General features: G+C 43.5%; 8 protein-coding genes. All 8 read right to left on the bottom strand.

Translation table 11 applies throughout. The annotated features are described in order from the left end of the window. Positions 1-68 precede the first annotated feature (68 nt). The 8 genes from AC1EKT_RS00285 to tilS all read right to left on the bottom strand — a co-directional run bounded on the left by AC1EKT_RS00285 (position 69) and on the right by tilS (position 16,280). Complete coding sequence (locus AC1EKT_RS00285) at positions 69-2,024, bottom strand: DEAD/DEAH box helicase (protein ID WP_481615997.1); 1,956 nt, start codon at positions 2,022-2,024, stop codon at positions 69-71. Between the two features lie 259 nt (positions 2,025-2,283). Continuing rightward, positions 2,284-7,947: a MiiA motif-containing surface protein gene (locus AC1EKT_RS00280; protein WP_481616911.1), complete on the bottom strand. Its 5,664-nt coding sequence runs from the start codon at positions 7,945-7,947 to the stop codon at positions 2,284-2,286. Between the two features lie 474 nt (positions 7,948-8,421). Next, positions 8,422-10,098: an energy-dependent translational throttle protein EttA gene (gene ettA, locus AC1EKT_RS00275; protein ID WP_004118724.1), complete on the bottom strand. Its 1,677-nt coding sequence runs from the start codon at positions 10,096-10,098 to the stop codon at positions 8,422-8,424. A gap of 151 nt (positions 10,099-10,249) precedes the next feature. After that, positions 10,250-10,753, bottom strand: a complete 504-nt coding sequence (locus AC1EKT_RS00270) for a DUF3180 domain-containing protein (RefSeq protein WP_415683742.1) — start codon at positions 10,751-10,753, stop codon at positions 10,250-10,252. Continuing rightward, positions 10,753-11,988: a dihydroneopterin aldolase gene (locus AC1EKT_RS00265; RefSeq protein WP_481615840.1), complete on the bottom strand. Its 1,236-nt coding sequence runs from the start codon at positions 11,986-11,988 to the stop codon at positions 10,753-10,755. Before AC1EKT_RS00265 ends, AC1EKT_RS00270 begins: the two co-directional genes overlap by 1 nt. A gap of 273 nt (positions 11,989-12,261) precedes the next feature. Then, complete coding sequence (ftsH, locus tag AC1EKT_RS00260) at positions 12,262-14,571, bottom strand: ATP-dependent zinc metalloprotease FtsH (RefSeq protein WP_419399190.1); 2,310 nt, start codon at positions 14,569-14,571, stop codon at positions 12,262-12,264. Positions 14,572-14,632: 61 nt separating this feature from the next. Further along, entirely contained in the window at positions 14,633-15,187 is a 555-nt protein-coding gene (gene hpt, locus AC1EKT_RS00255) for a hypoxanthine phosphoribosyltransferase (RefSeq protein ID WP_033888468.1), read from the bottom strand. After that, positions 15,162-16,280, bottom strand: a complete 1,119-nt coding sequence (gene tilS / locus AC1EKT_RS00250; RefSeq protein ID WP_481615839.1) for a tRNA lysidine(34) synthetase TilS — start codon at positions 16,278-16,280, stop codon at positions 15,162-15,164. The genes hpt and tilS overlap by 26 nt, the downstream gene beginning before the upstream one ends. Between the last annotated feature and the right edge of the window lie 4 nt (positions 16,281-16,284).

The following is a 16,284-nucleotide window of genomic DNA, read 5'->3' as shown; positions in this document are numbered from 1 at the left end:
GCCGCACAAAACTAACGGCCGCTACGTAATGCCGCCAAACTAACTGTCGTTAACGCAATGCCGCCAAACTAACGACCGAAGCGATTAACACGGTTACCACGCTCGCCACGTTTACCGTGCCAACGACGCTCGCTGCGTTCGCCACGTTCGCTGCGTTTATTGCGTTCATTGCGTTCACCGCTACTGCTGTGACCGTTACGTTCGCCGCGTTCGCCGCGCTCACCACGCTCACTCTCACGACCACGCTCACCGCGTTGCCCACGTACGCGCCCACGACCACCGCGTCCACGACCGCGACCTTTACGCTTCTGCTGCTCCGGCTCCGGCATACTCCAGCCTTCTTGAAGCTCAGCAGCTTCACCCACAATCTCATCTAGAACTTGCGAAGCAGGATTCACATCCTCAGCTTTCGCATGAATTCCAGCCTTACGAAGCATCATATGAGCAGCGCGCTTTTGATTAGGAAGCACAAGCGTTACAACATCGCCTTCTTCACCAGCTCGAGCAGTGCGACCCGAACGATGCAAGAAAGACTTAGGATCCTCAGGAGGCTCAGTCTGCACAACCAACGCAACGTCACTAATGTCAATACCTCGCGCAGCAACGTCCGTAGCAACCAGCACACGCACCAAGCCTTCAGCAAACACAGCCAAATGACGATCTCGCTGATTCTGCGACAGATTACCTTGCAAATCGACTGCAGGAATACCTTGCTGCACAAATTTTTTCGCCATATTTTTCGCTTGATATTTCGTGCGAGTAAAGAATATAGAACGTTTCTTTCCGGAAGCAAGCTTTCGCAAAACTTCGTACTTATCCCCTGCCGATACAGCAAAAATATGATGCGTCATAGTGTCAACTTGGCAATCAGCATCATCCACAGCATGAACGACAGCGTTTGGAAGGAAACGCTCAACTAATGTAGAAACTTGCTTATCAAGCGTTGCAGAAAACAGCATACGTTGACCATCTGGCGCAACTTGTTCAAGAAGTCTAGTAACAGCAGGAAGGAATCCCATATCCGCCATTTCGTCTGCTTCGTCGAGCACGCTAACCATCACTTTTTCAAGCGTAAGTGCTCCCTGACGCAGCAAATCTTCCAAACGACCAGGGCAAGCAAGCACAATCTGCGCACCCTGCTTAAGTTGCGATACCTGGCGCTGGTATCTCACGCCTCCATACACTGTCACAGTACGCATGCCATAAGCTGCAGCAAGCGGCGCTATTACGTCATCAATTTGATGCACAAGTTCACGAGTTGGAGCAAGAATTATTGCTCTAGGAGCAGGAATTTCACTAGACTCGCGCGACTTACGGTTTTTACCAAAATTAATTAAATCAACAAAATTCTCAGCTAAACGCGCAACAAGTGGAATAGAAAATGCTAATGTTTTACCGCTTCCTGTGCGACCTCGCCCTAGGATATTCGCACCTTGTAAGGAATCGGGAAGCGTTGCTTGTTGAATTGGGAATGCAGTGGTTTTCCCATCCGCACGCAACACTTCTACTAAAGGCTCTGGAACGCCAAGTTGCGCAAAAGTGACATCGTCACGGTAATTTTCACGAGATTCAATAGCAGAGTCTGGAATAATTGTTGCGTTATGAGAATCTTGCTTTTGCTTTTTTGAAGTAGAGTGCAAAGATATTGCAGAATTTTGCTTTGGATTATGAGATTTTGCAATATCATTTTTAACAATATCATTTTTAGCAACATTATTTTTATCAATATTATGCTTAGCAAAATTACTTTTAGCAAAATTATTTTTAGCAAAATCTTGTTCAGCATCCGCAATAGCTACTTCTTCATAGCGCAAGGCTTTTTCGCGCGCTTTTTGACGAGCTTTTTCTGCTTTGCGATTGCGCTCCCTGCGCGAATTGAACTCGTGATTAGAACCGTAATTTTTATGACTACCCTGATATTCAAAAGGATTGCGTTTTTCAGCTGATTTCCTAGTATTTTTGACGTTCTTGGTATTCTTCGCGCCTCGCTTTTGATGAGACGCAGCATTATGAGTATGCGGCACAATAGCCTTTCGTAAAATATGTGTATTCAAAACTTAAATTTCAAAACGTGAACTAATCGAGCCTAGCACACGCCTGGCACAATCACGGCAAATGTGGTCAAACGCAGCCAAAGCGACAACAAATGAAAGAAAAGCCTCACCGTGAAAAATCACAAGTGAGGCTTTAGTCAGTTTACTTAGAAGATTATGTAAGCTTAGAGCTAAGCACGTGAACTTACATAATTTGCAAAATCTTTACAGGTTTTGCAACAGCTATCGCTTACTTATTGCTGTGGCGGGAAATACCGCGACGCTTAGCAGCAAAAAGCGCAGCACCAGCAGCACTAATAGTTGCAGCAAACAAGCCGAATGCAGACACGTCACTACCAGTCTTACTAAGCTGAGCAGCACTACCACTCTTCAACACCTGAGCGCGCACAGAAGCACGAACATCAGCCGCATGAGCCTTAGCAGCAGCCAAAGCCTTACGAGCAGCAGAAAGCTTCTGAACTGCAGCATCAACCTGAGCCTGAGTTGCGTTAGGATCAGCAGCAACCTTCTTAGCTTCAGCCAAAGCAGTATCAAGAGCCGCCTGAGCCTTAGAAACTTGAGCGTCCGCCTGCTTCACAGCCGGATTACTTTCAACCGCAGCATTCACAGCAGCAGAATTTGCGCCATTAGCATTATTTGCGTTGGAACCAGAGTTGGCATTGGCGTTGGCAGCATTGTTGTTACCTGCATTACCAGCGTTTGCGCCAGAGTTTGCAGCATTACCAGCGTTGTTAGAACCAGCGTTACCGTTGTCAGCATTACCAGGCTGCAAATCAGACTCAGCACTATCAATCTGAATGTTCAACTCGCCCTTATCCACAGTAGTAGGCGCGTTATCATTCACACCATAGCCGGATTCAGAACCAGAGCCAGTATTGCCAGTTCCGGCACCAGGATTTGGAAGTGGGGTTGGAGTTGGGGTCGGAGTTGGAGTTGGAGTTGGCTCGACTGGTTTCTTGCCATCAAGAGCCTTAGCCGCGTCTTGCAACTTCTTCAAAGCCGCATCCAAAGCTGTCTGCTTATTCTCCTTGGTGTCAAGATGATCGTCTACGCTGGCCTGCTGCTTACCAGTTAGCTTATCGATAAGATCATTAGCATCTTTAAGAGCCTGATCAAACGCATCCGTCTTAGACTTATCAGCATACTTATACTTATCTAAGTCTTTAACGTTGCTATCCTTATCAATCTCAGTCTGCAACTTGGTTGTGTCAACACCATCCAAAGCAAGGCGAGCCTTAATAAGCTTGTCAAGAGCTTCGTCAACAGCCTGTTGAGCAGTTGCTTCCTCTTCAGCACTCATCTTCTTGGCACCAGGCTTCTTAGTATCTTCAGCAGTCTTCAAAGCAGTTTCAGCATCCTTCAAAGCCTGATCAAACGCATCCTTCTTAGCCTGAGACGAAGTGTTGTAAACAGAGTTGCCTGGCTTTGCAGGATCTGCAGGAGTAGCTGGCTTGTAGGTCTTATCGGACTTAATCTCAGCAGCAAGAGCATCAGTCTTAAGACCAGCACTTTGAGCATCAGGATCCAAATCACGCATCTTGTTTAGAAGATCAGTGTAAAGATCGTTGACCTCAGGAGCACCCTTAGCGTCACCCTTATCCTTGTTAAGCAAATCATCAACAGACTGAAGAACTTCGTCAAATGCAGCTTTCTTCTTAGAATCAACATTAGTACCAGTGTACTTGTCAGTTCCCTTAAGATCGTCAGCTTTCTTCTTCAACTCTTCAAGACGAGCCATAGCATTATCGGTGTTTGCAGCGTTTGCGAGCGCATCGTCAATGTCGTCAGAAGTTGTTCCGTCAGCATTCTTGTGATCAGAAGCATCAGTATCTTCAATAATCTTCTTGAAAGCTTCCTTCTGAGCATTGTTCAAATGATCAAGCGCAGCAATCTGCTTCTTAGCATCCTCAATCTTTTTTGCTTTCAAAGCACGATTAGCAATAGCAGTTGGGTCGCCAATCTTCTTTGCATTATTGATGTCATCAATGGCCTTCTGCTTGTCAGCAGCTGGGAGATCACTATTTTGAATGCGTTTCTTCTGATCTTCCTTTTCTTTATTAAGTTCAGACTGATTATCGTATGTGTTCTGAGTGGTATCGCGCTGAGGAGTATTATTCTTAATGTCTTCCTTAGCAGCATTAAGCGAAGTATCTACACCATTAACAGCCGTCATGATGTCAGAAGGCTTTGTTGCGTTGTTCACAGTAGTCTTAGCATCATTGATTGCATTAATAGCCGCGTCGTACTTCTCCTTGGCTTTCGCCTGTTGATCAGCTGCTAAAGCGTTATATGCTGCATCAAGCTCTGCCTTCTTAGCTTCAAGCTTCGCAATACCAGCATTCTTAGCATTCTGCTCGTTAATGCTATTCTGACGCTTAGCAGCATCGAGAGCTGCGCGGATATCAGCTGCAGTAGGATTCTGCTTTGCAAGAGCGGTTTCCAAAGCAGTGAGTGCTGCATCCTTCTTAGCTGGATCAGAACCGATTAACTCCTTAAGAGCCTTATCGTCGTTACTATCAGACTTGCCGTGGCTTAAGAATGGTAACTCTTTCTTGATAGCTTTGTGAGCATCATTTCGAGCGTTAGCCTCATTGACAATCTGCTGAACTTCTTCAGGAGTCTTAGCACCAGGCTTGGAAGGATCATCACTCTTCCCATTCAGCTTTTCCTTGAGCTTATCCTTTTCATCTTGAGTTAAATCACTAAGACCATCAATAGTTGTGTTAGCGGTCTGCTTATCCTTAGTGGTTTGCTCTTTTTGCTTCTCCTCGCGCTCCTTCTTATCCTTTTCCTTTTGCTCGTTTTCGCGCTTTTCCTTTTCTTCTTCCTCTTTCTTCTTGATGTCGTCAGGCTTTACATTATTCTTGCCAGCCTGCTTATTAGCTTCCTTGAGGATATTCTGAATCTGCTCCTTGGTAGTAGCATTTTCAATCTGATTCTTGTAGTTTGTCTTCTGCTCCTCAGTAAGCTTAGGATTACGCTCAATTACGTTCTTTGCCTGCTCTTTAAGCTTCTTGAGGTCTTCAGCGGATGGAGCTGGTTTATCTTCTTTTTGCTTATAGGTCACCTTAACTGTAAAAGCATCACCCTTAGATGGAGTAACAACAATATTGTTACTTGCATCCTTAGAAAGAGACTTAATGCCGTCAGCGTCTATTCCCATATAAACAGTGTCAGCTTTAGCTGTAAGCGTGCTAGGCAAAGTTAGTGTAGACGTAATACTTGCATCAGTTACAACTTCTGGATTTGTATAGTTAGCTTTAAGGAATGCCTTCACAGCTTCTTTGAATTTAGCATCGTCCTTAGCACCCTTATCAAATTCAACAACGCCAGGTTCGTTATACTTGCGCTCAGCTTTCTTTGCATCGGTAAGCTTGCGGATAAGGTCGCGCAGGTCTTTTTCGGCTGTTTGACCCTTTGCTATTTCATCGATCTTGGCATCATTCAGCTGATCAGGATCGGAAATACCAGCGCGCTTCAAATCGTCATTGGTAAGACCATCAGTTTTTGTACGCTTCTGCAACAGATCCTTAGCTTGCTGCTTTAGATTGTCAATCGTGGTATCTTTTTGCGGCTGAGAGCTGTTCTTTTTAACATACAAATCTGTTAAAGGCACATCAAACAATTTCTTTGAATTATTTTCTCCAGTTTCAAAACCTTGAACAGCTATGGTTCCGTCCTGATTAAGACTAAACGATACTACGCCTGCGCCATTATTTTGACCTTTAACATAGCGTTGCATATTTTCAACACCAGCTACAGGCTTATCATTGTCTTTAAGAGTATAAGCAGACATAGCCTCTTGATCGGTTATATCCACATTATAGTTCTTCTTCATAAACTTCTTAAACGCAGCAATCTGATCTTCGGGTTTAGGGGAATTAACGTTATCTACTTGTACTGGATCTACATAATACTTATATGCAGTCATCTGACCTGGATGGTGCAAAGTGGTATCTGGCTGCTGAGGCGTTTGCTTATTAGCTTTCTGCTTAAGGAATACGCTCATTGGATACTTAGCGTCTTTGTAGTTGTCGGCGTGGAATACTACTACGCCCTTACCATCTTCTATCTTAAATTCAACATCTTTGATTGTGACAGGGGTCTTGTTGTCCTTTGCATCTTTTGCTACACAGTTTTTCAATTTACCTTTAATTGAATTCAAACTCTGTGTGTTATTAGGGTCCGTTAAGTCCGTATCCTTAGCATTAAAAGGATCGAAATTAACACTTGATTGGTTTTGAGGCGCTTCAACAATGAACTCTTTTTCGGCAGTAGGAGTTGGAGTTGGTGGCTGAGGATTTGGAGATGGCGTAGTCTTTGGCTTCTGCTGTAGGAATTGCCACGCGTCAATAACTGTTGTAGAACCATCTGCCCACTTGATTGTGGCATTTCCGGTCTTTTTATCAATTGCTAAGTAGCCAGCAGAATCCTTCTTCTTCGCATTCGAGTAAACATCCAAATCAGCATTTGCCGTATCGAATGCATTCTTAATCTTAGTTACATCATCATCAGAAAGCTGCTTAAGATTCTCAACCTCAATCGTGTCCGGCACAACGTATGGTGCCCAATCAGCGATAGTTGCACCTTGATACACCAAATCTTCAGCAGGAATAGTAAGTTTTGAATCATCCTCGTACGTAACTTCTACAGAACCATCTTCTTTAACATTGAATTCGTACTGATTACTATCAGCATTCTTCTTCACATGCTTCAAGAACTCGTTTGGAGTTGAGCCTCCATTAGCATCAATAATCGCTTGACGAATTTTAGTTTTTTCATCAGGCGTGAGCTTCTTCAAATTAACTACAGGCGTGCGAGTTGGCAAAGCTGGCTTGTACTTATCTTTATCAGTCTCATCTTTTGTTACAAGCAAGCTAGCTGGCATAGTGCGAGTCGTATTATCTTTAAAGGTGATAGTTGCATCACCATTTTCGGATACTTCTACTTTATCTACCAAATCCGAGTAATACTTTGCATTTTTATTAGCGTCTACTATGGCATTCTTAACAGTTGTCTGTTCGTCACTAGTGAGCTTTTTGGTATCCTTCACCTTAGTCACAGCTGGATAAGTAAGATTAAAATGATCCGCAATCTTTGGCGTATTGTGCTTTTGGCCAACGGCATAGTGCCAGTTACCAGCAAAACGATACACGCCAGCAGCAAAACGAAGCGGATTGGTGTCGCGCTCTTTCCATGCTTTGTCTTCCATTTCGGAAATGTAAGTCATGTCATACCAACGCTGACCAGCAGATTCCCAGTCTACAAAAATACCCTTAAGGCCTTGTGTTTGCTTTTGGTATTCTTCCCATTGTTGTGCAGTATTGCCCGCATTATCGTAGCCTTTATTGTCTTTGGTACCCAAGCCCATAAGCTGTTTCCAGCCTTTGCTGGCAAGAATATTTTTGTCACTAAAATAATAATTAGAAATATTAGTCCATTCCTTAGGACTATTAAAATGTTTGTCAGAAACAGCGCCATAACCGTTTGCGTCGGTTGTAATATATTGCGAAGAACCAGCAGGTTTAACCTGCTCCTTGCCATTTTTTGTTAACTTTTCAATACGCTTAAATTGAATATCTTGAGGATCTTTCAAACCAGCAGGAACGCCAAACCACCACATAGGGCGGAACTTCCAATCGTCAGCTGTAGCATTGTCGTGGCAATTAGAAAGATAATGAACACGAACAAATTTACCAAGAGGATCTATGCCTTCAGTACCGCCAGCTTTGGCGTGATCAAAGGTATCGTAATATTCAACGTCAATGTTGAAATGAGCCTCGGCATATTTTGCATCAGTTTTGAAACCGTAATAAACATTGTTGCCAGTTCCGTCTACATAACCGTCAGCATACGCAGGCAAAGGAGTAGAAACGAATACCCCCCCCCCCAAGCACCATTGCGCCGGCAAGCATCGCAGCGCACACACTCTTGGATAGTGGCGCGTAAATAACGCTGTTACTAGACTTTTGCATAGACTTTTGCAAATCAGCAAGATGCTTTGCATTCATGATCTTCTTCGCCATTATTCCTCACTTCAATAATGTGTCTTCCTTATGTTTCTGATTAGGCATAATTTGTAATATGCAATCATGCGGCAGCCAATAAATTAGCATTCGCTTCTTTGTTTCACGCCAAGTTGCTATCTAGAACGCTTCATACTCTCTCAATACGTTTCAGCGCACATAAAATTGCAAACTGACACTAATACAAGTTGTATGATACTCGCATATTCATACATCTCAAGCGCAGCATGTGTGATTCTTATCACTTTTAAATAGGAAACTAATTTAACACTCAAAAATAGAAAAAAGTCGCGCAAACTGTAAAATTTATATACAATTTGCGCGACTTATATTCACAAAATCTAGCGAGTGAGCTTACGATGCAAGCGATGCGGACGAGCAGCTTCCTCACCCAAGCGAGCAATCTTATTTTCTTCGTAAGCTTGGAAGTTACCTTCGAACCAGTACCACTTTGCAGGATTCTCGTCGTCACCTTCCCAAGCAAGAATATGCGTTGCAACTCGGTCAAGGAACCAACGATCGTGCGAAACCACAACAGCGCAGCCTGGGAAATCAAGTAAAGCGTTTTCCAAGCTTTCCAAAGTCTCAACATCCAAATCGTTAGTAGGCTCATCGAGAAGAAGCAAGTTTCCGCCCTGCTTAAGAGTCAAAGCCAAGTTCAAACGGTTACGCTCACCGCCGGAAAGCACTCCCGTAAGCTTCTGCTGATCCGAGCCCTTAAAACCAAAGCTTGCAACATATGCGCGAGTAGGAATCTCAACGCCTGCAACCTCAATAAAATCGAGTCCGCCAGAAACAGCTTCCCACAAGTTCTTATTAGGATCCAATCCTGCACGATTCTGATCCACGTAAGAAATCTTCACAGTATCGCCAACAATAAGCTCGCCACCAGAAAGAGGTTCCAAGCCAACAATCGTCTTGAAAAGCGTAGACTTACCAACACCGTTTGGACCAATCACGCCAACAATACCGTTACGAGGCAGCGTAAACGACAAGTCGTCGATAAGTACACGGTCGCCAAAAGCCTTGTGAATATGCTTTGCTTCCAAAACTTGCGAGCCCAAACGCGGACCTGCTGGAATTTGAATTTCAGAGAAATCAAGCTTCTTGGAATTACGTGCCTCTTGCTCCATTTGGTCGTAGCGTTCCAAACGAGCCTTGTTCTTAGCCTGACGTGCCTTCGGCGAGCTACGCACCCAATCAAGCTCATTCTTCAAACGCTTAGCAAGCTTGGCATCCTTAGCACCCTGGATTTCCATACGCTTTGCTTTAGTTTCCAAATACGTTGAGTAATTTCCCTTATATGGATAAAGCTGACCACGGTCAACTTCGCAAATCCACTCTGCTACGTTATCCATAAAGTAGCGATCGTGCGTAACAGCAATAACAGCACCCTCGTACTTGTGCAAGAACTGTTCAAGCCACAAAATAGACTCCGCATCCAAGTGGTTTGTAGGCTCGTCCAAAAGCAGCAAATCTGGAGCTTCAAGAAGAAGCTTGCACAATGCCACTCGACGCCTTTCACCACCAGAGCACACAGAAACAGGAGAATCCGGGTCTGGGCATTGCAAAGCATCCATTGCCTGCTCAAGCTGCGAATCCAAATCCCAACCGTTTGCAGCGTCAATTTCAGTCTGAAGCTTACCCATTTCTTCCATTAACGCATCAAAATCAGCGTCTGGATTAGCCATTTCTTCGCCGATTTGGTTAAAACGCGCCACTTTTTGCGCAATTTCACCAAAAGCCATCTTAATGTTTTCGCCAACCGTCTTAGTGTCATCAAGAGGTGGTTCCTGCTGCAAAATACCTACCGTATAGCCAGGAGTCAAAGAAGCTTCACCGTTGGTCACATTTTCCAAACCGGCCATAATTTTCAGCAGCGTCGACTTACCCATACCGTTCGGACCCACAACACCAATTTTTGCGCCCGGAAGGAAGCTTAAAGTAACATCGTCGAGAATTACACGATCTCCGTACGATTTACGCGCCTTAATCATCTGATAGATAAATTCAGCCAAAGTAATATACCATCCTTACAAACGTTGAAATTCCAGCGTTTGTTGCAACTTGCGTCAAAAGCGTTTAATACTTTTACCTACTTAATTCAAGCAAGATGCAACTTAAATAAAACTGCACAAACTAATCTAGCAAATACCAGCCTAGCAAATACTAGCATGTTGCTGGCGTACAATTTGACTTATTGACTGATTCCGAATCATCTTCAGGCGGAATCTGGCATAGCCACTCGCCCAAAATGCCAACAACCATATCAATAAAGCACACCAAGCCAGCAATAGAGCATTCACGCACAACAGAGTTATACAGAATTATCTCACTGTGTGGCAAGCTCATTAACAATTGCCCAACGTACCAGCCAGACAAAATAGCACCTGCCATTCCCAATGCCTTCGACAGCATAAGAGCAGCAACAGCAAATTGAGAACTTACATGCTTCTTATTCTTATCTTTATTGTTGGCAACACTTTGATGAGTTTGCAATGCCATAACAAAAGTTATTAAGCCAGCAATCACCATAATTGCAACAACAATCCACGGAGCTCCTGCTAATGACATAGCACTAGACTCTGTTGACGACACTAGAAATGCGCCTAGCACAAAGCCAAACAGTAACCCTAGTACCAAATACCACCAAGGTGTGCGATACGCTTTCATTAACAACCATCCCCTATAAGCCATTGCTCTGAGTATACCCCAACAGTTTGAGCATCAAAATCAAACGCTAATGAGTACGAAACTGAGTTATCGTCCAAAGCAGCATCTGGCTCTATCTGCATCCACGGCATAAGTTCAGGCGCCTTAGGGTCAACCGTCACCATTTCCGCTAGTTGTTGTGGTAATTTTTCTGCATCAACAGTTCTTGTGTCAGCAGCAGAAGCACCATATGAACGCGTACCCAACACTCGCACAGTCACATTATCTTTATACAAAGTAGCAACAGCACGAAGCAAGCGAAGCAGCTCATACTCGTCACCACCCGAAGACAGAATAAATACAGCCGCGTAATAATCATCATCAAGCATATTGGCAACATATAATGCCGATACACCGTCAACGCGAGATTCTCTATCCTGCTCGAGCATTGCAACTATTCTCAGCATAGCAGAACGCGTGTCTTGTTTCGCGACACCCTTCATAGAAATCACTGCAGTTGTTTGTAACGGAGTTGGACATATGCGGAACAAAGGAGACTTAGTTTCTCTTTTAACAAGCTCACTACCATAATTGACGTTTTTAGATTCATCGCCACAAGAGCACTGTGAATCTCCACCATTTTCATAATCATCCGCAAAAGAATTTGCAATATCGACAGCAGCTTTAGCAGCTGCAGCAGCGTCTTCATCTTCTTTGCGTTGCTTTTCTTTTCTATCTTCCTCAATAAGAGAACGATAGTAATCTGCTATTTCGCCTTCCTCAAACTCGTCAACTGATACTCTTCCGCTGCGAACAGCAACATGCGCAAGAGACTCAGGAACTACACGCCGTTCCGAATAATTTAATTCTTCTCTAGAAACGCTATTCAAAGTAACACAAACATCGTCAACAGTGCTTTTCATGCCGTAATATTCGCTTCTTAAAGCAGCATGAACAGTAATATCAGCCTCACTAATTTGCCAAGTGTGCATAGCAGAATTTAAAACAGATTTAGCAATAAGTTCTAAAGCTATAGCAGGATGCTCCTCAATCTCGCTATCCTTTTCGCAACGTTTAAGCATAAAAGCAAGACGCTCAGCAATTTGAGGAATATCTATTGCGTTAGTTTCATCTCCGTCTAACGCATTACTCAAATTAACTTTTAAAGCAGCATCTATGTAAATAGAAGAATATATTCCAATGACTATTGAGTCACCGCTTGGGCGAATACCCTTCAAACTTATGGTCGTATTCATAATCTCATCTTCTACTCTCTAATAAAAAACAATTAAAGTTTCAGTTATTCGTTTATTTATCTTTTACTCTTGCCTATAAATACGCAAAACTAATATTTTGATATATTGTACTCGATATAAATCAACATGCTTAATTTTTTGCATATAACACTAATTTTTATTATTAAATTATTAAAAAAATAAAAATAAACGCTGACAGCAATAAATTATATTGTTATCAGCGTTTATTAATAATTTTATTTTATCTGCTTTTTTAGCACTGCATTTACACTATTAAGCACCAAATTGAGTGCCGTCATTTTGATTAGTAGACGGATTAACAGGTGGCTTAACAGTTCCAATAACAGTTCGAGGAGCAGGTGCAGGAGTCTGAACAGACGTATTAGCAGGCATCTGATCAGACTGCTGGTTTTGTGAAGTCGCGTTATTGGAAGATTCAGAAAGTTCAGAAGCTTCAGTCTGCTCATTCTTACCTTCAACGTTGCGCTTCAAACTTTCTGGAATTTCAACAGGAGGAAGATCAGAATCTGGTCTTCTATCGTCCGAAAGCCAAAGAGTACGCTCAGGAGCCTTACGAATCTTACTGAAGATTTCCTTAAGTTCCTTCTCGTTAAGAGTTTCCTTAGCAAGCAACTGACGAACCAGCTCATCTAATACGTCACGATTATTGTTAATAATCTCCCACGCTTCAGTATGAGCAGTTTCGATAAGCTTATGAACTTCTTCATCGATTACTTCAGCAGTACGATTCGAGAACTTACGAGATTGCAAAGAATCGAGTGAACCGGAAGAATCTTCATCAGCATCCATCCACTTAACAGCTCCAAGCTTCGCTGAGAAACCATATTCAACAACCATCTTACGAGCAATGGCAGTAGCTTTCTCAATGTCGTTAGAAGCACCAGTTGTTGGATCGTGGAACACAACTTCCTCTGCTGTACGTCCGCCCATAGCATACGCCATTTGATCCAGCAATTCGTTGCGAGACTGCGAGTAACGGTCGCTTGTTGGCATCACAGCAGTGTAGCCAAGTGCGTGACCTCGCGGCAAAATCGTTACTTTAGTAACAGGATCCGTGTGGTGCAACGCAGCAGCAACGAGCGCATGACCGCCCTCATGGTAAGCAGTGTTACGCAATTCATCCAAAGCCATGCCCTTAGACTTACGTCGAGGTCCTGCTTGAACACGATCAATTGCCTCATCAATGGCGCGATTATCGATATATTGAGCACCAGAGCGAGCGCAAAGCAACGCAGCTTCGTTAAGCACGTTAGCTAAATCTGCACCAGTAAAACCAGGAGTGCGCACAGCAACCATATGAAGATCAACATCCGGCACAAAAGGCTTACCCTTAGCGTGAACCTTCAAAATTGCCTCGCGACCTTCCAAATCAGGAGCCTCAACAGCCACCTGGCGGTCAAAACGACCAGGACGAAGAAGCGCGGAATCAAGGACATCTGGACGGTTTGTTGCGGCAATAATAATCAAATTAGTGTCGTTGTCGAAGCCATCCATCTCAACAAGCAACTGATTAAGCGTCTGCTCGCGCTCATCATGACCGCCAGTCATGCCACTTCCGCGGCGACGACCAACAGCATCAATCTCATCGATAAAGATGATTGCAGGAGCATTCTTCTTAGCTTCGTCAAAAAGTTCACGAACACGAGACGCACCCAAGCCTACGAACATTTCCACGAAGTCAGAACCAGCCATTGCGTAGAACGGCACACCAGCTTCGCCTGCAATAGCACGAGCCAACAAAGTCTTACCAGTTCCTGGAGGACCATAAAGCAGCACACCGCGCGGAATGCGAGCACCCAAAGCCTTGTATCGCGAAGGATCCTTTAAGAAGTCTTTAATCTCTTCAACTTCTTCAACAGCAGCTTGTTCGCCAGCAACGTCAGCAAACTTAGTTTTAGGAGTTTGACCTTCGAGTAGCTTGCCGCGGCCACGTCCGCCGCCCATGCCAAGCATACTTCCGCCGGCACCTCCTATTCTGCTAAACATGAACCAAATCATGCCAAGGAAGAACAATATTGGAACAAGCGAAGTAATCAAATACGAAATAATGCTAGATGATTGTAAGCTAGCTGTCCAACCGTTAGAAGGCTTAGCTTTTTCGACTTCTTGTACAATTGACCTACCTTGTGCATACGCGTAGTAGAATTGCACATCCTTGCCAAAGTCACGATTTTGATTACTTCGTTTATCGAACTTCTTAAACGGTCTATCAAGCGTAAGCTTAACTAACTGTTTGTTGTCAATGATTTCCACATAACTTGCTTTATGAGATCGCACTAACTCAATACCATCTTGAGTATCGATAGTTTGCGATCCGTTATGAACAAACATTTGGAATCCGACAACTGAAAGCAACACAAGAAGCACAATCCACGTCCATGGCGACTGCCAGAAGGAACGACGATTGTTGTGGTTGTTCTCGTTATTTTTATTATTCTTGCCCTGCTGACCGTTGTTTCGCTGATTCCTAGGGTTGCGTGGATTTAAAAACGGATTATTTCCGTTATTTCCACGCCCAGGACCGCCCATTGGGCCTTGCGGTGTCATAGGAGAAGCGCCCATGTAATAAGGCTCCTTTCAAACTCCTCAATTTATATAAAAATTCTGAATAGAATCTATAAAATCAAGCACCATACACTGATGGCTTTAATACCGCAATACTATTGAGATTGCGGTAGCGTTCGTCGTAGTCCATTCCGAAACCAACGACAAATGCATCAGGAATTTCAAAGCCCGAGTAGTCGATTTGTACGTCTACTTCGCGACGTGCAGGCTTACTGAGCAATGCAAAAACTTTTACACTTGCAGCACCACGACCTTTTAGCTCATCTACAAGCCAAGCTAGCGTGCGACCGGAATCAACAATGTCCTCTACAATAAGCACATCTCGACCGCGCACGTCAGTACTTAAATCTTCGCGCACAGTAATTTGTCCGCTAGTTTGAGTGCCACTGCCGTAACTAGACAAGCTCATAAAGTCCATTGATGCGTTAATGCTTAATTCTTGCGAAAATACAGCAAGAGTATTTACAGCACCTTTTAGAACTGCAACAAGCAAAACATTACTGTTTTTGTAATCTTCACTTACTTGTTTAGCGACTTCACGAATACGCTTCATAAGGTCTTCGTGGCTAATTAATTCATAGTCGATGTCATCTCGTATATCTGCAATTTGCATGTTCACTATCTTTGCATAAGCGAATGACGATATTGCGCGAAAGCCGAGTCGCTTCGTAATAATTTGGCAGCGAAAAAGGCTTCTGACCATGCCATTTTGTACATAGTTCATCCACTGCCGATACGTGACTTGACGAGAAACGCAGACCAAGCTCACTTAACGCACGCACTATAATTCGTCTACGAATTGATGGATGATATTGCGCTAATTTATCAGCTTTTAACCTAACAGTTTTCGCATTTTTATCAAATTCCATAACTTGTGAACTAGCTTCGTCAACTTGAGAATTAATATAGTCAAGATCGTCTCTAGCTATTTCAGCTCCACGAGAAAGCAAAGTAACCATATTCGCATTAAAAAATCGCGAAATATAAGGCATTAACGTGTGTCTAACTCGAGATCTCAATGGATAATTTTCTGAAAGTTCCTCATTTTTCGAAATATCGTCACCATTTGTAGGATCATCCCACCATGAAATGCCTAAATCCTCACAAATACCAGTAGTATCTTCTCTACTAAGCTTAATAAGAGGCCTTGCAAAAAGCACGTTTTGACGCAATGTCACTGCTTTCATGCCAGCAACTGCTTCTAAACCTGCAGAATCTTTTAGCCCCATCATTACAGTTTCTGCTTGATCATTTGCAGTATGAGCTAGAAGCACGGCTGCAGCTTGATGCTTTTTAGCAACATCAATAATTGCTTGGTACCTAGCATTTCTAGCAGCAGACTCTTCGCCTTCTCCCGAATCTTCAACGTTCACAGATTGAATATACACGTACTTTTCATCTATTCCAGATTGCAAACAATGCTTAGCAGCAGTATTGGCAATTTCAGTTGAGTGTGGCTGCAAATGGTGATCTACTATTACGACACCGCAACGAATACCTCTACTTGCACACACAATCACGCTCAATGCTGTAAGTGCAAGAGAATCTCTACCTCCAGAGCACGCAATAAGAACCAAAGGAGCATCAGCATCTGTCGCGTGGTTGCCATGTTCGGAAAAACGCGCGTCTTGTGCACATAACGAAAGTTCGTCAAAACAATGCTTGATTGCGCCAATTCCTGCGCGTATGCGAGAAGAATACACCATAGCT

This window comes from Bifidobacterium sp. C0047B3 (genome assembly GCF_056590535.1).
The sequence above is the reverse complement of the archived record's forward strand: the minus strand, read 5'-3'. Positions and strand labels throughout refer to the sequence as shown.

Excerpts from the sequence above, each read along its gene's own strand:
- AC1EKT_RS00270 (WP_415683742.1), bottom strand. The coding sequence starts at position 10,753 with ATGAAAGCGTATCGCACACCTTGGTGGTATTTGGTACTAGGGTTACTG.
- AC1EKT_RS00265 (WP_481615840.1), bottom strand. The coding sequence starts at position 11,988 with ATGAATACGACCATAAGTTTGAAGGGTATTCGCCCAAGCGGTGACTCA.
- ftsH (WP_419399190.1), bottom strand. The coding sequence starts at position 14,571 with ATGGGCGCTTCTCCTATGACACCGCAAGGCCCAATGGGCGGTCCTGGG.
- hpt (WP_033888468.1), bottom strand. The coding sequence starts at position 15,187 with ATGCAAATTGCAGATATACGAGATGACATCGACTATGAATTAATTAGC.
- tilS (WP_481615839.1), bottom strand. The coding sequence starts at position 16,280 with ATGGTGTATTCTTCTCGCATACGCGCAGGAATTGGCGCAATCAAGCAT.